This is a genomic window from Niallia sp. 03133, from assembly GCF_052663225.1.
Genome location: NZ_JBQTCY010000003.1, coordinates 216086 through 232666, shown reverse-complemented (window position 1 = coordinate 232666; position 16581 = coordinate 216086). Strand labels below are relative to the sequence as shown.

Sequence of the window (16581 nt, the reverse complement as noted above, 5' to 3'; positions counted from 1 at the left end):
GGAGATTTTACTTTTTCACAAATACATATTTTTTCTCAGTCTTCTTTTTTCTTGTTCCTTCAAACCTGCTGATAGGAGATAAAAGGCAAATAACAGCATCACGTATCCCAACAGCGGAAAAAGCATAATCCATTGTGAATGATTAAAAAAGGAGCGGGATTGCCCTATTAAACCAGACCATTCATTTGTCATGGAAAGATACACTCTTGAATCCGGCTGGAAGATGGTTCCTCCAAAAAACAAACCAAATATGCCCAACTGTCCAATAAGATGTAATACTTGTATCGTTTCATTTACATACAGCACAGAAAGATTCCCTCGTAAAATCGGAAAAATATGCTTCTTCATGATATGCCATCTGCTTCCTCCCAATGTTTCGGAAGCCATGACATATAAGCTTTGTTTCACTTCTCCTGTTTTTGCATAAACAACATCATAAACTCCTGCTATGCCAAGTACACTCATTAAAACAGCTTGAATAATGACTAAGGAGATACTGGATAAACTTGGGTTAATATTAATGCCTTTCATAATGAAATAAATAATTACAACGGGAGGGATGCTGTTTAGAATAGCGATTTTGCTTTTTCGTGGAGAGAAGTAACTTCCTGTTAATGCATGAACCATTCCGAAAACGGTTCCAATCAGCAATCTTAAACCTGCCACAATAATAACCGTCAATACCGTGTATTTCGCTCCATATAATATATGAGAAAAAATATCATATCCCCATTTATCTGTACCAAACAGAAATTCTTTAGAAGGAGAAAGCGGCGGTGCAACTAACTCTTCTCCCTTATCTGTTTGGATGTATCCCACCTCTAATGCATAGTCTTCTGCATATGGGGCAAAGTGAGATCCAAAAAAACTAACAAACAGGAAAAATAGAAGCAATACAATTCCAAACAATAGTTGATAATTTATTTTTTTAAACATGAATGACAATCCTTTCTACTAAACATATGATTCCTTTTAATAGAAAAAAAATAGAACCATACAAAAGAAAAATAGCGAATAAGCAAAAAATGACAAGATTATATTGATATTGAAATGTGGCTGCTGTTTCAAAAAGCAAGGATGTTAATCCACGTAAATTAAACAAGTACTCTACTATAAATAGATTGCTAATCATTATGGAAACAATCTTATGTAAATCTGCTTTAAAAAAAGGTGTTACATTTGTTGTTACATGGTATGTATATATTTGCTTTTTGCTTAATCCCTTCGAGATGGCGGTAAGAATATAATCCTGCGTCAAGACATCCTTCGTTTTTTCATTTAACGTTCTTATCACATAAAGAAGCGGTATCATGATCAACGATATGAGGGGCAGCACAACAGCTGATTCGTCATTGCTGAATGAGGCAACTTTTGCAACCTTTATACCTGTTTGCTGATAAATAAAAATAACAAATAATTGCAATAACAGGATAAAAACAAAATCTGGGAGAATGCCTAAAAAGCCAAAAATCTTATTAAAAAACTTTTCGCTGTTCTTCCAGAGCCAAATGCCTAAAACAAAACCAATAATCAAAATAATGAGTCCCGCAGCTAATAAGTAAAGAAAGGATGCTAGGAAGTAGCTTCCTAGATCTTCAAATAAAAACCTCGTCCGATCTCCCTGTATATAAAGATAGGACTCTCCAGTAAATAATCCAACTAGGAATTGTTTTATTAAAATAAAAATCCTCTTTGCCTGAAAAACCGTATTTCCACCAGAATTTAAAAAAACAAGTGGAAATGAGGCTAGTACAAAAATAAATAACACACTGATAAATTGAAATAATATTCCTTTTATGTAAGTCATTTTATTAGATCCTTTCCATTATCCCTACAATTCTTACTGTGTATTTCTTAACAAATTTAAGCATTCCCACCCCTATCTTTTATTCATTTCCCTTGCTATAAAATCATTCATACTTTCCAACTGTTTGATTATTCAATTCAATTCAATTAATTTAACTTATCCCACTCTTAACGGGCAGTAAAACCCCCCATTGATGGAAGATTCACTTTATATAAGCTATTGGCTATCCTGAAAAAAGGATTCCGCAGGTTGAATACACTTCGCTTTCCGCGGGCGAGCGCCGAGCCGCTTCGTCGCTTTGCTCCTGCAGGGTCTCGTCTATCTCGCTTTCCCGCAGGAGTCTTCGTGTATCCAACCTGCTCTCTGCTATAAATAGTGGAAGTCGCTTCTTTTCATGTGCCTTGGTGCAAGTTTTGTTGCATGGGTGGGTACCCTGAAAATAGGCACTATTAAAAAAATGAAGTTAGATTTATAGGAGCAGTCAAATATTATTTAGCTAGTTTCCTCTTTTTTATTATCTTATTATAACAATAACATTAATTTTCTGTATTTTTAAGGTAATTCTTAAAAAATAAAAAATTATCTTCTATTTTTTCAAATAACAAAAACAGCGCGACTGTGCACGCTGTAAAAATGGGGATTAAGAGGAAGGTTTTGATTATCTTTAATGGTGACATTTTGTTTAAAGAGATCTATTAAACAGGATGGGAAAAACTATGTTGGTTTATCTTTATTAGAAGGTAATTATTCTGTGGTTGACAAAGAAGATAAAAGAGGCAATATTTCAGATTGAACGATATGCTCTAATTGAGCTATTCTTAATTGATTCTGTGCAAGCTTTTCATTATTTTTTCCTTGCATCGCAATCATTGCAACAAGCAGATCACTTATATTCGGTGCTGAATTCATTTCATCCTACTCCTTTTAAGGAATCGATTGTTCGGTTTTTTTCGGATCTAAAAACTTAACGTATTCTGCAATCACTTCGGTTACATAAACTCTTTTTCCTTCCTGGTTTTCATAATTGCGTGTTTGTATCCTGCCCATGATGCCTATTAACGATCCTTTTCTGCAGTAATGAACGGTGTTTTCTGCCGTTTTTTTCCAGAAAATACATTGTACAAAGTCAGTTTCATATTCGCCAGCTTGATTTCGAAAGCTGCGGCCAACTGCAATCGTTACATTTGTAACAGATGTCCCTTCTTGTGTCACTCTAAGCTCTGGATCACGAGTCAATCTACCTACCAATGTGACTTGATTAATCATCATTATCTCCTTTCCTTTGAGTTGAATCTATCTTACTAAAAAATGTTTCCTTTGAAAAACAGCGAAAATTAAGTTTTCGTATAGTTTATATGCAGAATTCTGCAATTCCTCTAAGAGGTTTTTCATTAATTTGACCATTTTTTTGCCGTTTTTAACACAAACAATGATTTTTATTATTTTTTCTTTTATCCAAGATTTACTTTAAGATAAAAAACTCAAACTTCTGTTTACAGAACAAAAAAAGATTCCTCTGCTGCAAGGAATCTTTTTTTCATTATTCTTATTTATTATATCCATCAATTACTTCGTTTACTTGCTTCATAACATCTTTTTTAAGTGCTGCTAGTTTAGAAGAGCTTTCTTTTAATGAAGAGCTTGTGACACTGAAGTAGAATTTTGCTTTTGGTTCTGTGCCTGATGGACGAAGGCAGAACCAGGAGCCATCCTCTAAATGATATTTAATAACATTGGATTTTGGCAAATCGATTAGTGATTCTGTTAAACCAGCTATTTTTCTGCTAGTTAAATAGTCTTCCACAGATACTACTTTTAATCCGCTTACTTTTTCAATTGGCTGTTTACGGAATGTATCCATAATGTAGGAGATTTGTTCAGCGCCATCTTTTCCTTTTAATGTAAGAGATTCTAAACCTTCTTGATAGAAACCGTACTTTGTGAAGATTTCTAATAGTCCTTCAAATAAAGTAAGCCCTTTTGATTTATAGTATGCTGCCACTTCTGCTGCAAAAATAGCAGATTGAACAGCATCCTTATCGCGGACAAAGTCACCTATTAAATAGCCATAGCTTTCCTCATAGCCGAAAAGGAAGGTATGCTCCCCTGTTTGTTCAAATTCTTTAATTTTTTCACCAATAAATTTGAATCCAGTTAATGTATCGATTGTTGGGATGCCATATGCTTTAGCAATCGTTCTGCCAATTTCGGATGTTACGATTGTTTTTATTACTACTCCGTTTTCAGGAAGCGTTCCTTTTTCTTGTTTTTCCAACAATAAGTATTCCAGCATTAAGGCGCCTAGTTGGTTTCCTGTTAAAACAGTGTATTCACCGTCTAAATCCTTAACTGCTACACCAAGTCTGTCTGCATCTGGATCTGTTCCTAACAGAATATCTGCATCTATTTCTTTTCCATATTTTATAGCAATTTCAAATGCTGCATGCTCTTCTGGATTCGGAGATTTCACCGTAGAAAAATTGGCATCTGGAAGCTCCTGCTCTTTTACAACGGTTACATTTTCAAAACCAAAAGCTTTTAATCCATCACGAACTGGCTTGTTTGCTGTTCCATGTAATGGAGTAAACACAATTTTCAAATCTTTTACTTCTGGCAAATCGCCATTTAACTGAATCGTTTTTACTTTTTCCACATAGGCTGCATCTATTTCTGCTCCAATGTATGTCAATAAGTCTTTTTCAAGTAATTCTTTTTCTTCGAGCACTTCAATTGTTAATTCATTTTCAACAGCATTAACATATTTAATAATGGTATCAGCCGCTTCTGGTGGAAGTTGGCCGCCATCTTCTCCATATGCTTTAAACCCGTTATATTCAGGAGGGTTGTGGCTTGCTGTAATGACAACTCCTGCAAATGTGTTTAAATAGCGGACAGCAAAGGATAATAAAGGAGTTGGACGTAATTCTTCAAACAAATATGACTTTACTCCAAGCTTCCCAACCACTTTTGCAACTTCTAATGCAAATTCAGGTGACTGATGACGAGAATCGTATGCAATCGCAACTCCGCGATTCATTGCTTCTTCGCCTTGTTCTACTATGTACTTTCCAAGTCCTTCCGCCGCTTTGCGGATTGTGTAAATATTCATTCTGTTAACCCCAGGACCTAGTTCTCCACGCATACCGCCAGTTCCAAATTCCAAATGCTTATAAAAACTATCTTCCAATAGTTTTTCAGATTGTTGCAATTCTTCTAGTTTAGTTTTTAAGTTGGGTTCTAATTCTGAAAAGTTAGTCCATTTTTCAACAATGTCTTTATAAACCATATTCCCCGTTGCCCACCTTTTATATTTTTATTTTAACTAGTTTAACATTACCTAAATTTTGTATATAAGTAAAGCTTTTTTCACGATTCCAACAAATAGAAAACGAAGGATTATCCAGACCCTTTAAGAGTGTAGAAAAAGTACTATTTGCACTAACTTCCAGCTGGTCGAAAACGTTTGTATTTGGAAGCATGAGGCCTTTCGGAGGAGATAAAATTAGTGTTCGGATCATAACCATCCGAGCAAGTCTTTCAACTAGAAAAACGAGCAGTTTCAAACTGCTTGCAAATGTTTATCCCACTCTTAACGGGCAGTAAGATCCGATAAGTTCAACTAACAATCAGTGTGGGATGAAGAAACCCCCCACTGATAGAAAGGTTCACTTTATCCTCCCTCTTTCCTCCACATTTTCACAAGCGGCCCACACTCTCCATAAATAGGATCCGCTTCCGGAAAAGCTGTTTTTTTAATCTCATTTTCTGACTCCTTCCAGTCCTTCAATGTATTTTTTTTCAAGTTATATGCTTGTCCATTTGGATATGCCCCAACCACTTGAAAGCCAGGTGAACCTGACAGCTTTTTATGACCTGTTCCAGCAGGCAGCACTAAAACATCCCCGCTGTTAACAATTACTTTCGTTCCCGATTCTCCCCCTAATAATAATAAGGCAGATCCTCTTGCTATCCCGAGAACCTCATGGGAGTTACTATGATAATGATGGAAATCAAACACACCATTAACCCAAGTATTTCCCCACTTATTTGCAAGAAAAAACTTTTCTATTTTATCTTCGTTGTTTTTTAATACTCTTTTATAGTGCAAAACAGGCAAATACGGATTATTAGGAATAAAACCGTTTCTTTCAAAATATAAAAGAGTTACATCTGTTTTTGTCATATGAAAATACCCCTTTTTGTTCTTTTATCCAACTCTTAACGGGCAGTATGAACCCGCCCCCACTGATGGAAGTTTTACTTTATATTTTGCATTACCCAAATTTCCCTTCATTCACTCTCCTGTCCAGATGAAAAGCGTTTTCCTTCTTTCATATCGAGCTATTAGATTTTATTCCCTTTCATTCATTTATCACACCAATCTATTATATTTAAATAATATTTGTATTGCGGATTTATTGTTTAATAATTCACTCAATTCTATTTATTCTTTTTATGCTTCATATGTCTTCAATTGAGTCGATATATAAGGTTGGACTTTATACATATGAATTTCCCAATAAAGAAAAGGAGAATTACTTGAAATGAATGCAAGCATTAAACAAAAATTAATCGGGAGCTTTTTAATCATCTCCCTGCTTTTTAGTATAGCGGGCTATTTTTCCTATACAAATGCAAAAAAGACAGATGAAGCTTATAATTATGTCATCAACACTGTCATTGAAATGCGTTCTATTACAGAACAAATTCAAATAAATATTGCATTGCAGACAAGCTATTATCGTGGATATATGCTCTATAATGATTCAACCTATAAGAATCGATTAAATGGAGCGAATTCGAATATTCAAACCTTAATAGACAAAGGAAAAAAGGTTGCTACTATCCAAGAAACCAGAGATCGACTGGCCGAATTGGAGAACCTGAATAAGCAGTACGCCCAAGCAGCCAATTCTAGTATGAATGCTGCTGCATCTGATAATGAAGCTGCTCTTCAACGTGATTCGAAACAGATTGATGCAATAACAAATAATCTAACAGATAAAGCCAATTCCTTTAAAATTTGGCTAAATAAAGAACGATTAAATCCAACAATAGCACAAACAAAAGGAGATTCTCACACTCGTATTTTCTATATGGTGATGATTAGTGCATTTACTATCCTATTAGCTATTAGCATTGGGCTAAGTCAATCCTTATTTCTGTCCAGAACGTTAAATAAACTGAAAGAAGGAACAAAACAAGTAGCGGATGGAAATTTAAACATTGATGCAATTACCATTAAACAAAAAGATGAGCTCTATGAATTAAATGAATCCTTTAATCAAATGAAATATAACTTAACACATCTCATTCGCAATATTGCTGCTAACTCCGACCAAGTCGCTGCATCTGCTGAACAATTAAATGCAAGTGCAGAACAATCGAGCAAAGCATCCGAAACAATTGCATCATCAATCCAGCAAATTGCAAGCGGGAATAAATATACCTCTTCCGGCATTCAGGCAAATTCTCAAAGCATAGCGTTTATTTTAGAAAACATCTTAAAAATTGCTGCTGACACTAAATTTGTTTCTGAATTATCGCAAAGCGCGACACAAAAGGCGGAAAAAGGATCCGCTGCTGTTCAGACGAATTTATTGCAAATGCAGTTTATTCAAGATTCCGTCAGTCGCATTCATTCTGTTATTGCCTCTCTTTCTGAACGATCGAAGGAAATAGGAAATATCTTGACACTGATCAGCAGCATCTCAGAACAAACCAATTTGCTGGCATTAAATGCAGCAATTGAAGCTGCAAGGGCAGGTGAACACGGCAAAGGATTTTCCATCGTGGCAGATGAAGTACGCAAATTAGCAGAACAATCACAAACCTCCGCTAAGAGCATTGCCGTTTTAATTCAAGCCATTCAAAAGGAAACGGCAGAATCAGTAACTGTACTGCATGAAGCAATGAGTACTGTTGACAAGGGTGTAAACTTATCAACAGAAACAGCCCAATCCTTTGCAGAGATATTAACAAGCACCAAAAATGTCACACCTAAAATTGAAGAAGTAACAGCAACTCTTTCCCATATTACAAAAAATGTGGAACAAGTTGGTTCTACAGCAAAAGAAATTGTTTCCCTTTCCAAACAAAATGCAGAGAGTACAAAAGAAGTTGCTTCATCCACAGAAGAACAGTTAGCATCCATGCAGGAAATCAATGCATCAGCAGAAGCTCTTGCTAAAATGGCAGAAGAACTTACCACACTTGTTGGAGCATTTAAATTATAATAGAAAGAAAAACACCATTCTGTCTGCCAGCAACCTTTTGACTAGACGGAATGGTGTTTTTCTTTCTTCTTTTAAAATTTTTGCGACCTATATTTAACCTTCCACTTGTTCCTTATAAAATAGACTCCTGCTGTTATTGTCAGCCCAAGCAGCAATAAAAATAAATAGTGAAAACCGGACATTACTTGTTCATATCCCCTCCTATTGGGATTGCTCATCCAATCATTTATCGGCCCATCCATCCAGATGCTCATAAACATAATACTTATTGCTGTGCCAAGCACCATTCCAATGTTTCTTAATAGCGCAATGGTACTGCTCATCATTCCTAAAAACTGGATGGGAACATAAAACATCATAATACTATAATTAGCGGATGTTAATATTCCCATCGAAAAGCCAAGCAAACAGAACAGAAAAATAAGAATTGGCAATGACGTTGTTTCAGCTAATAAACTTAAACCAAACATGCTTGCACTTAAAAACGTTAACCCAGCCAACACCACTTTTCCGCTTCCGTACTTGTCAGATAAGGCACCGCTGATTGGTCCGAATAAAGCCAATAATAATGGATAGCACATTAGCAGCAATCCTGAATGATCACTTGAGTAGCCAAGTACTCCTCTTAAATAAAATGGCAGAATTACCATTGATGCAAAGGTAGTACAATAGCTGATCATTAAAATAAATCCTCCTGCCCGAACCATGCTTGATGAAAAAATCTGCGGATGAATAAACGGATGCTCCACTCGTTTGCTCCAATAAATAAAACCGCAAAAACAGCAGATGCTGAACACGAGAATAAAGAGCAAATTAACATATACTGCTCCTTCCCCTATGCTATTTAACACAAAAACAAAGGAAACAATGCTTAATGCAAATAGTACACTTCCCACAAAATCAAATGTAGATTTACGAAATGTCTGATCTGCAGGAATAAAACGCTGTGCGATAAAAAAAGCAATAATGCTTATTGGCACGATCGTCCAAAAAAGCAGATGCCAAGTTCCTGCACTAATAAGAAATCCTCCGACGGACGGCCCCAGCAATGCACCAATCCCAACTGATGTACTAATAACACCCAATGCCTTTCCACGATGTTTTTCTGGATAGGCATCTGTTACAATCGCCATATTAACAGATTGGAGCATCGCTGCTCCGATTCCTTGCACAATCCTGCATATAATTAATATTGCGATCGATGAAGAGAGAGCAGAAGCAGCCGCTCCGATTGCAAAAACAAGATAGCCGGCATTATGTATTTTCTTTCTCCCAAATCGATCTGCAATTTTCCCCATTAAAGGCAAAAAAAGCAGAATAGAAAGCAGATATCCATTCACAATCCACTGAGTCAGTGGCAGAGAAGAAGAAAAATAAACGGCAATATCTGCAAGTGCAATATTAACAAAACCAGCTGAAAAATGAGAAAGAAATGCGCCTGCACAAACAGAAAGGAGCAATAAAGCAGAATAAGATTTAGTTTTATCCATCCTGCCAACCCTATTTGCTGATGCTACGTTGTAAAGATCTCCTTTTTTCACGCTTATCACCTCTTACCCCAGGGCAGAGAAGTGCCCTCGATTCCTTCGAACTATATAGCCATATTCTAGCTTTTTACAAATTATAACTTTACATTGGGTTTCCTTACAGTTGACTGCTAAACTCCTTATACTGCTTTGCACTGTTAATTACATCTTCCGAGTCTGCAACCCTTCCAAAAAAATGGTCAATATTTCTTAATGCCATCTCATGTTCTTCTTTGGAAAAAGCCGCTGTACAATCAGCCAAAAAAATAATATCATAATCCAGCATGAACCCATCTCTGGCAGTAGATTCAACACAAACATTTGTACTAACTCCAGCCATAAGCAATGTCTCAATCTTCATAGTGCGAAGCACAGAATCTAATCTTGTATGAATAAATGCACTATATCGATGCTTAACTACAACAATATCCATGCTGTCTGGCTCAATTTGATAAAATTCAGCCCCCCACGTATCCTTTCTGCAAACATTTGCCTGGCTTTTATCTTTTAATCGTTTTGTCCATGTAGCAGAATCGGTGCAATCTTCATGAATGGTTTGAATAAAGATAATAGGAACATGCAATTCCTTTAGCTCGATTATCAGCTTTTTTAAGGAAGGCATCATTGTATCAACCATGCTGACATCCATCCCCTGAGTTGCTAAACTTCCTTCCTTATGACAAAAATCATTTTGAACATCTACAATAATAAAGGCGCTTTTTCCTGGATTCCAAGTTGAATTCATTCCATCTACCTCTTCCTTTTATTAAATCAGGGAGAGATTTATCTCTCCCCCAGGCTGTCGACAAACGCTGCATTTTTTAGGATAGATTTCTCTTGCTTTTGCAGTCTATTTGGAGAGTTCTTTTACAAATTGCATGTCAATTAAATCTTCATATTTATAGCCTTTTGTATAAACACCTGTTTTCTTTACCACATCCATTGGCTTGGCAACAGACTCTTCTGTAATCATGCCATCTTTGCTCCATAAACTGTCTGCATACGCTCGGTCAAGAGCAGCTTTCAGACTTTCTTCTGCTGTGGAAGGGAATTCTTCTTTTAAAATCTTCATCGCCAACTCATGATCCTCATCCACTGCTTTCAAAGCTTTTAGCATCGCTTTCACAAAGCTTTTGACTGTTTCCGGATCTTTATCAATGGTTGACTTTTTCACACTAAGCACAGAATAGGGATAGTCTCCAAGACTTGTAAAGCTATAAAACGGTTCACCCCATACTCCTTTTTTAACGCCTTCTGTTATTTGCGGTTCTGCCCCATTTGCCATATCTGCCTGACCTGATTCAACGAGCGACACAACCGCACTTGCATCTGCCGGCTCCTCCAGCTTTACATCTTTTTGCGGATCTAATCCTAAATCCATCAACAGCCAGCGAGTCAACAAGTTGGGACTGCCGCCAAACCGCCCTGCTGCAATTGTTTTATTTTTCAAAAAATCTGCCAATCCTTTTTTACTAGTATCTGTTAATGTTTGTTTTGTATCCGCCATTAAATAAACATTTGCCCGGTTTACCACATTCACTACCGATTGAATAGGATCAGAGCTGCCGTTATTCGCCATCTGATTTGATTCTGGTCCTCCAATATTTCCCCATGCATCACCACCTACAACGGAAGTTACATGCGCCCCTCCTGTAGCGGTAATCACTTGTACATCCAATCCTTCTTCTTTAAAATACCCTTCGCGTATTGCTGTATATAGTGGCAAGTAGCCTATTAAATGGACAGGCTCTGCAATAACGATTTTTTTTAGGCCATTTTTAGACTCTCCGTTTGATTTAGCACTTTCACTGGAGCAGGCAGTAAGCAACAGTAAAAAAACAACCGAAATAAGTGATAACAGTTTTATTTTTTTCATAAAATCCCCCTCATTTTTATATTTCTATGCAATACTCCTTTGGTGCTTCGTCCCCTTTTCCATACACTGCAACTCCACTGAATTACTTTCCCTTATCCTCTTTTTCTTCCTTTAAGCAGGATTTTTTCCAGCCATACTGTTCCCAAATACATGACAATCGATAAAATCGATAGAACTACGACACCGACCCAAACTAAGTTAATGTTCATAATTTGGCCTGCATACAAAATCATTCGGCCGATTCCTTGTCTGGAACTAATAAACTCTCCAACGATCGTGCCAGCTAAAGCTAATGCAATATTTATTTTTAAACTGCTGACAATCCAAGGCATGGCAGTTGGAATTACCACTTTAGTAAAAACATGGCGTTTTTTTGCTCCTAATGAAAAAAGCATCTTTTCTAAATCCGGATCAACACTTTTCACACCGCTATGTGCAGCAATGGCTGTTACAATAACAGTCATCATAAAAGCAAGAACGACTTTTGAACTAAAATCAATTCCAAACAAAATGACAAGAACAGGTGCAAGTGCTAATTTCGGCACTGCATTAAAAGCAATTAAATAAGGCTCAGCAATTCTGGAATAAAAGTAAGACCACCAAAAGGAAACACCTAATAATGCTCCAAAAAACGTTCCTAAAATAAAACCAATAATGGTAGATCCTGAAGTATAAAGAAGATCATCCAACAATGTTCCTTCTTCAAAGGCTGTAACAGCTGTATTCCAAATAATTGAAGGACTGCTCCAATAATAAGCATCCATAATCTTTAGCTTTGTCAACAGCTCCCATAAAACAATAAACAATATACCAATCAAAAATTGTCCCACTATAACGAGTCTTGTTAATTTTTTGACTTTTGCCTCTTCATCTTCAATGAATGGCGCGGTTGAAATAGCTTCCTTTGGCTGATGGTGCAATACGATTTGATTTGATTCTCCTGCCATTTTTCATCCTCCTATTTTAAGTTTAGTTGGCTTTATTTAATCCATCCCCTTCATCTTTTAACAGCTCAAATAAGTGTTTCTTTAATGTAATAAACGCTTGGTCCAACAACGTATTTTCATTTCGGGGACGTGCTAAAGGAACAGTCACTTTTTCTTTTATTCTGCCTGGTCTTGGAGACAACACGTAAATTTCATCTGATAAATAAATCGCTTCGTCGATATCATGTGTTACAAAAAGAATCGTCTTTTTAAAGTCAGTCCATATTTGCAGCAGCCACGTTTGCATCAACAGCCGGGTTTGTGCGTCCAAGGCACCAAAAGGTTCATCCAATAAAATAATATCTTGGTCATACAGAAGCGTTCGCATGAGGGCTGCCCTTTGTCTCATCCCACCTGACAGCTCATCTGGATAATGATGCTCAAATCCCCCTAAGCCGTACTTATGCATCAGGGGAACAGCACGATTAACCGCCGCTTTTTTGGATACTCCTTTCATCTCTAAACCTAAAATCACATTTTCCAATATCGTTCGCCAAGGAAGGAGCAGATCTTTTTGTAGCATGTAGCCAACATTGCCGTTTTTTCCGACAATATCTTTGCCATCCAGTAGAATTTTTCCAGTAGAAGGCTTTAATAGACCAGCAATAATATTAAATAACGTAGACTTGCCACAGCCGCTCGGTCCAATAATGCTGACAAATTTCCCTGCTTCTATTTGCATATTGGCATCTTTTAGTGCAAAAACTTCTTTGCCTTCTTTTTTAAAAATTTTGTTTGTATTTCTAACCTCTAATTTGTACATATTTACACCCCTTTTACTGTTTTTTATAAGAAAAGCGCAAGCGCCCTTGCTCATCGACGGAATAAGCTGGACTGAATCGAGTGAGATTTAGGAAACACGAAGAACGTAGTGATTCGATGTTGACTTATCGTAGACGAGGTGAGGGAAGCGTTGAAGTCGATAGGGCGCTGGAGCTAGACACTAATCTAAGTTGTAAAATTTTATACTTTCTTATCTGTTAACAAAAAACAACCGTCAGAATAAATAAGAAGGAAAGCACTTCTTTTTTTCATTCCGACGGTTGTCCTGCTCTCACGCATATGAGTTCAATGAACCAGCCAAATAATCTTCAATTTTTTGATCCAAAATAATAACAGTTCCACTAATTTCTTTAATAGAATCATAATCTTTCAAAATGAGTTCGATCGTAAAATGCAGTCTTTCTGTTAAGTTCTTTTGTAATAAACTCTTGTATTTCTCGATTAATAGACGATCAATGATCTCCGCAAGGTTATCGCTTGAACTCTCTATAATCTCCAATACAGGAATTCGTTTATGTTTGGCAATAATGATAATCTTATTATCAACAATATTAACTTGCTGCTCAATCAAGCCTACCTTAAATATCCCTTGGTTTACTTGATTGTTCTCTTTCATAATTGCCTGTTTTAATTCTCCTAATGTTCGTGGCAGCTGATGAACAATGATCATTATCACCTCCAATGAACAATTGATAGAAAAACGGTTATTTTGATTAGAGGTAACCCCTTCTATTGCAGGTTGTCTCGTTTATCATAAGTATTCACCATTCTAATTATGTAAGTTTAAGAATATTCTGTTTATTAAATAATAGCATATGTTTCTTCCTTATACCTTTAATTTGTAAGAAAATGTAACGTTGTTTTTTCTATAAATAAGGTGGAATTATATTTATTAAGGCATCCTTTTAGAGCTGAAAAGCAGCATAAATAAATTTTATCCCACTCTTAACGGGCAATAAGCCCCCCACTGATGAAAGGTTCATTTTATCTTCTTTTTTCCAGTATTTATCTTCGTTTTTTTGAATTTATCTTGTTTTTTTCATCACTTCACTTTTTTTCCTGTTATTTGGAAGCCACGTGAAATACATATTAGCAATCGCAGATCTGCAGCAAAATTTGCACTTCATGCAACACAGTGCCTTTTTTATTTGTAAAGATTTTTTTGTTGTACATACATATATTTTTAATCTTCTTATTTGTTTAGAATAAACAATTTTAACAGCTATCCGTCTATATGACATTAATTTTTCTAAATTAATTTAATATTCCGCCGATACAATCAACGAACTATACACGTCACGGAGGAGATTATTTGCAAAAAGCTAGAAAATGGATAGGTAGGCCATCTATCTCAAAGAAATTAATTATTTCATTTTTATTTATTCTGATTATACCCGCTTTAACGGTTGGTTTAAGCACTTATCAATCAGCAAAAAGCAGTTTAGAAAGCACTATTTCAACAAGTGCTAAAAGTAATGTAGAGGTACTCGATCAAATCGTTACAACAAAGATACATGAAAAAATGACAGATATCGACTATTTGGCAGATACCTTTAATAGTACTGATTTTTCTCAAGAAAAAACGATTTCTACATTTGATAAACTAAGTCAATATGGGAAAATACATAAAGATGTCGAAACCATTTATATTGGAACTGCTAATGGACAATTTTTAAGTGTACCAGTACGAGGGAAGAGCAAAGATTACGATCCTAGACAAACTGACTGGTTTAAACAAGCAGTGGCACATACCGGAAAAGCAATAATTACATCTCCGTATACGGATACATCAACGGATAACCTGGTGGTAACAGTTGCACAGCAAATGAAAGATGGTTCAGGTGTTGTTGGAATAAATATTGATTTAGATCAATTAATTAAACTAACCAAACAAGTAAAAATCGGAAAAGAAGGATATGCTTATATTGTTGATAACAATAAAGTGTTAATCGCTCATCCTACAGAAAAATTGGGAATAGCGTCAACAGAAGAAAGCATTAAAAAAATCGTTGAAGCCAAAAATGGATCTGGCAGTTTTTCTTACTATTCCAAAGGGATAGACAACGAACTTTTTTTTCGTACAAACAAACTGACTGGTTGGAAAATTGTTGGTTCAATGAATGCAAAAGAAATAGAGGAAGCGAAAGAGAATGTGTTTAATCGAACATTCATCATTTTATTAGCTTCTATCGTGGTGAGCAGTGTTATTATTTACTTCATTATTATTTCCATTACACGCCCATTGTTAAGACTTGTACATTCCTCCAAAGTAATTAGTGAAGGGGATTTAACAGAGAAAATTACGATAAAGAGGAAAGATGAAATTGGACAGCTTGGAGAGAGCTTTAATGAAATGTCTGCTTCTTTGCGTACTTTAATTACAACCGTGGATGCTGCCGTCGACAATGTCGCTTCCTCTTCAGAAGAATTAACAGCAAGTGCTTCGCAAACCAGTAAAGCAACCGAGCATATTACACAAGTAATAGAGGAATATGCAAATGGACAAGAAGTACAGTCGGAAGAAGTAGAAAGAAATGCAGCACAAATGGAAGAAATGAATGCTGGTTTAAAAAGAGTCGCTGCTACGACAGCCACAATTACGCAGGATGCCATTAATTCTACAAAGATTGCCGAATCAGGTGGATCACTTGTGCAGAAAACCGTAGCACAAATGAACTCCATTGACTCTTCTGTAAAAAATGCGGAAATGGTCGTGATGGAATTAGGCAAAAAATCATCTAAGATAACGATGATACTTGAAACGATGAATGAAATTTCTGATCGAACAAATTTATTAGCTTTAAATGCTGCCATTGAAGCAGCTAGAGCTGGCGAGTCTGGAAAAGGATTTGCTGTTGTAGCGGAAGAAGTACGCAAATTATCAGAGCAATCTTCAGCATCTGCGAAAGAAATAGGAACTTTAGTACATGTAATTGTTCAAGACATTAATAATAGTATTGAAACTTTCGGAAAAATGAACAAAGAAGTACAGTCAGGGATGGATATTACTATACAAACGGAAAAAAGTTTCAACATATTATCCAATTCAACAGAAAAAATTTCCGAACACCTAGACGAAATGAACGCTACTGTAGAACAAATGACGATAGGTTCACAGGAAGTATCCGATGGTTTCACACAAATCGCCATCATTTCTAAAGGAAATAATTCCTCATCCCAAGAAATAGCAGCCTCTGCAGAAGAACAGTTGGCATCAATGGAAGAAATCACCGCATCTGCCAATATGCTTGCTACTTTATCAGAAGAATTACAAACATTAATAAAGAAATTTAAAATAAAATGATGTTCAAGAAGACCTGGCCCTTATGTGGACTGTGTCTTCTTTCATCCATATTGCCATTTTTAA

The 16581-nt window shown here is 36.1% G+C and carries 14 protein-coding genes; 2 read left to right on the top strand and 12 right to left on the bottom strand.

The genetic code is table 11. From position 1 onward, the window contains the following. Window positions 1-15: 15 nt before the first annotated feature. The 6 genes from ACTYBU_RS05680 to ACTYBU_RS05655 form a co-directional block, all read right to left on the bottom strand. Window positions 16-936: an ABC transporter permease gene (locus tag ACTYBU_RS05680; RefSeq protein WP_445487873.1), complete on the bottom strand. Its 921-nt coding sequence runs from the start codon at window positions 934-936 to the stop codon at window positions 16-18. Continuing rightward, the gene (locus tag ACTYBU_RS05675) at window positions 929-1807 is read right to left on the bottom strand and encodes an ABC transporter permease subunit (RefSeq protein ID WP_445487871.1); all 879 of its coding nucleotides are present in this window, start codon (window positions 1805-1807) and stop codon (window positions 929-931) included. The genes ACTYBU_RS05680 and ACTYBU_RS05675 overlap by 8 nt, the downstream gene beginning before the upstream one ends. A gap of 744 nt (window positions 1808-2551) precedes the next feature. Then, window positions 2552-2716: a hypothetical protein gene (locus tag ACTYBU_RS05670; protein WP_445487869.1), complete on the bottom strand. Its 165-nt coding sequence runs from the start codon at window positions 2714-2716 to the stop codon at window positions 2552-2554. A gap of 15 nt (window positions 2717-2731) precedes the next feature. Continuing rightward, complete coding sequence (gene ssb / locus ACTYBU_RS05665; RefSeq protein ID WP_445487867.1) at window positions 2732-3073, bottom strand: single-stranded DNA-binding protein; 342 nt, start codon at window positions 3071-3073, stop codon at window positions 2732-2734. 280 nt (window positions 3074-3353) lie between these two features. After that, window positions 3354-5093: a phospho-sugar mutase gene (locus ACTYBU_RS05660; RefSeq protein WP_445487865.1), complete on the bottom strand. Its 1740-nt coding sequence runs from the start codon at window positions 5091-5093 to the stop codon at window positions 3354-3356. 384 nt (window positions 5094-5477) lie between these two features. Then, window positions 5478-5990, bottom strand: a complete 513-nt coding sequence (locus ACTYBU_RS05655) for a cupin domain-containing protein (RefSeq protein ID WP_445487863.1) — start codon at window positions 5988-5990, stop codon at window positions 5478-5480. 361 nt (window positions 5991-6351) lie between these two features. Between ACTYBU_RS05655 and ACTYBU_RS05650 the strand changes: the two genes are divergently transcribed. Beyond that, window positions 6352-8043, top strand: coding sequence for a methyl-accepting chemotaxis protein (locus ACTYBU_RS05650; protein WP_445487861.1), 1692 nt, complete (start codon window positions 6352-6354; stop codon window positions 8041-8043). A 71-nt stretch (window positions 8044-8114) separates the two neighbouring features. Here the strand turns inward: ACTYBU_RS05650 and ACTYBU_RS05645 are convergent, their stop codons facing one another. The 6 genes from ACTYBU_RS05645 to ACTYBU_RS05620 all read right to left on the bottom strand — a co-directional run bounded on the left by ACTYBU_RS05645 (window position 8115) and on the right by ACTYBU_RS05620 (window position 13884). After that, on the bottom strand, window positions 8115-9584 hold the full coding sequence (locus ACTYBU_RS05645; protein ID WP_445487859.1) for an MFS transporter: 1470 nt from the start codon (window positions 9582-9584) through the stop codon (window positions 8115-8117). A 103-nt stretch (window positions 9585-9687) separates the two neighbouring features. Beyond that, the gene (locus tag ACTYBU_RS05640) at window positions 9688-10314 is read right to left on the bottom strand and encodes a cysteine hydrolase family protein (RefSeq protein WP_445487857.1); all 627 of its coding nucleotides are present in this window, start codon (window positions 10312-10314) and stop codon (window positions 9688-9690) included. A gap of 105 nt (window positions 10315-10419) precedes the next feature. Next, window positions 10420-11445 (bottom strand): ABC transporter substrate-binding protein, encoded by a 1026-nt coding sequence (locus ACTYBU_RS05635; protein ID WP_445487855.1) that lies wholly within the window; start codon window positions 11443-11445, stop codon window positions 10420-10422. Window positions 11446-11537: 92 nt separating this feature from the next. Further along, the gene (locus tag ACTYBU_RS05630) at window positions 11538-12392 is read right to left on the bottom strand and encodes an ABC transporter permease (RefSeq protein ID WP_445487853.1); all 855 of its coding nucleotides are present in this window, start codon (window positions 12390-12392) and stop codon (window positions 11538-11540) included. Window positions 12393-12414: 22 nt separating this feature from the next. Beyond that, complete coding sequence (locus tag ACTYBU_RS05625; protein WP_445487851.1) at window positions 12415-13194, bottom strand: ABC transporter ATP-binding protein; 780 nt, start codon at window positions 13192-13194, stop codon at window positions 12415-12417. Between the two features lie 291 nt (window positions 13195-13485). Further along, on the bottom strand, window positions 13486-13884 hold the full coding sequence (locus tag ACTYBU_RS05620) for a DUF2294 domain-containing protein (RefSeq protein ID WP_445487849.1): 399 nt from the start codon (window positions 13882-13884) through the stop codon (window positions 13486-13488). Between the two features lie 642 nt (window positions 13885-14526). Between ACTYBU_RS05620 and ACTYBU_RS05615 the strand changes: the two genes are divergently transcribed. Next, the gene (locus tag ACTYBU_RS05615; protein WP_445487847.1) at window positions 14527-16518 is read left to right on the top strand and encodes a methyl-accepting chemotaxis protein; all 1992 of its coding nucleotides are present in this window, start codon (window positions 14527-14529) and stop codon (window positions 16516-16518) included. The last annotated feature ends 63 nt before the right edge of the window (window positions 16519-16581 follow it).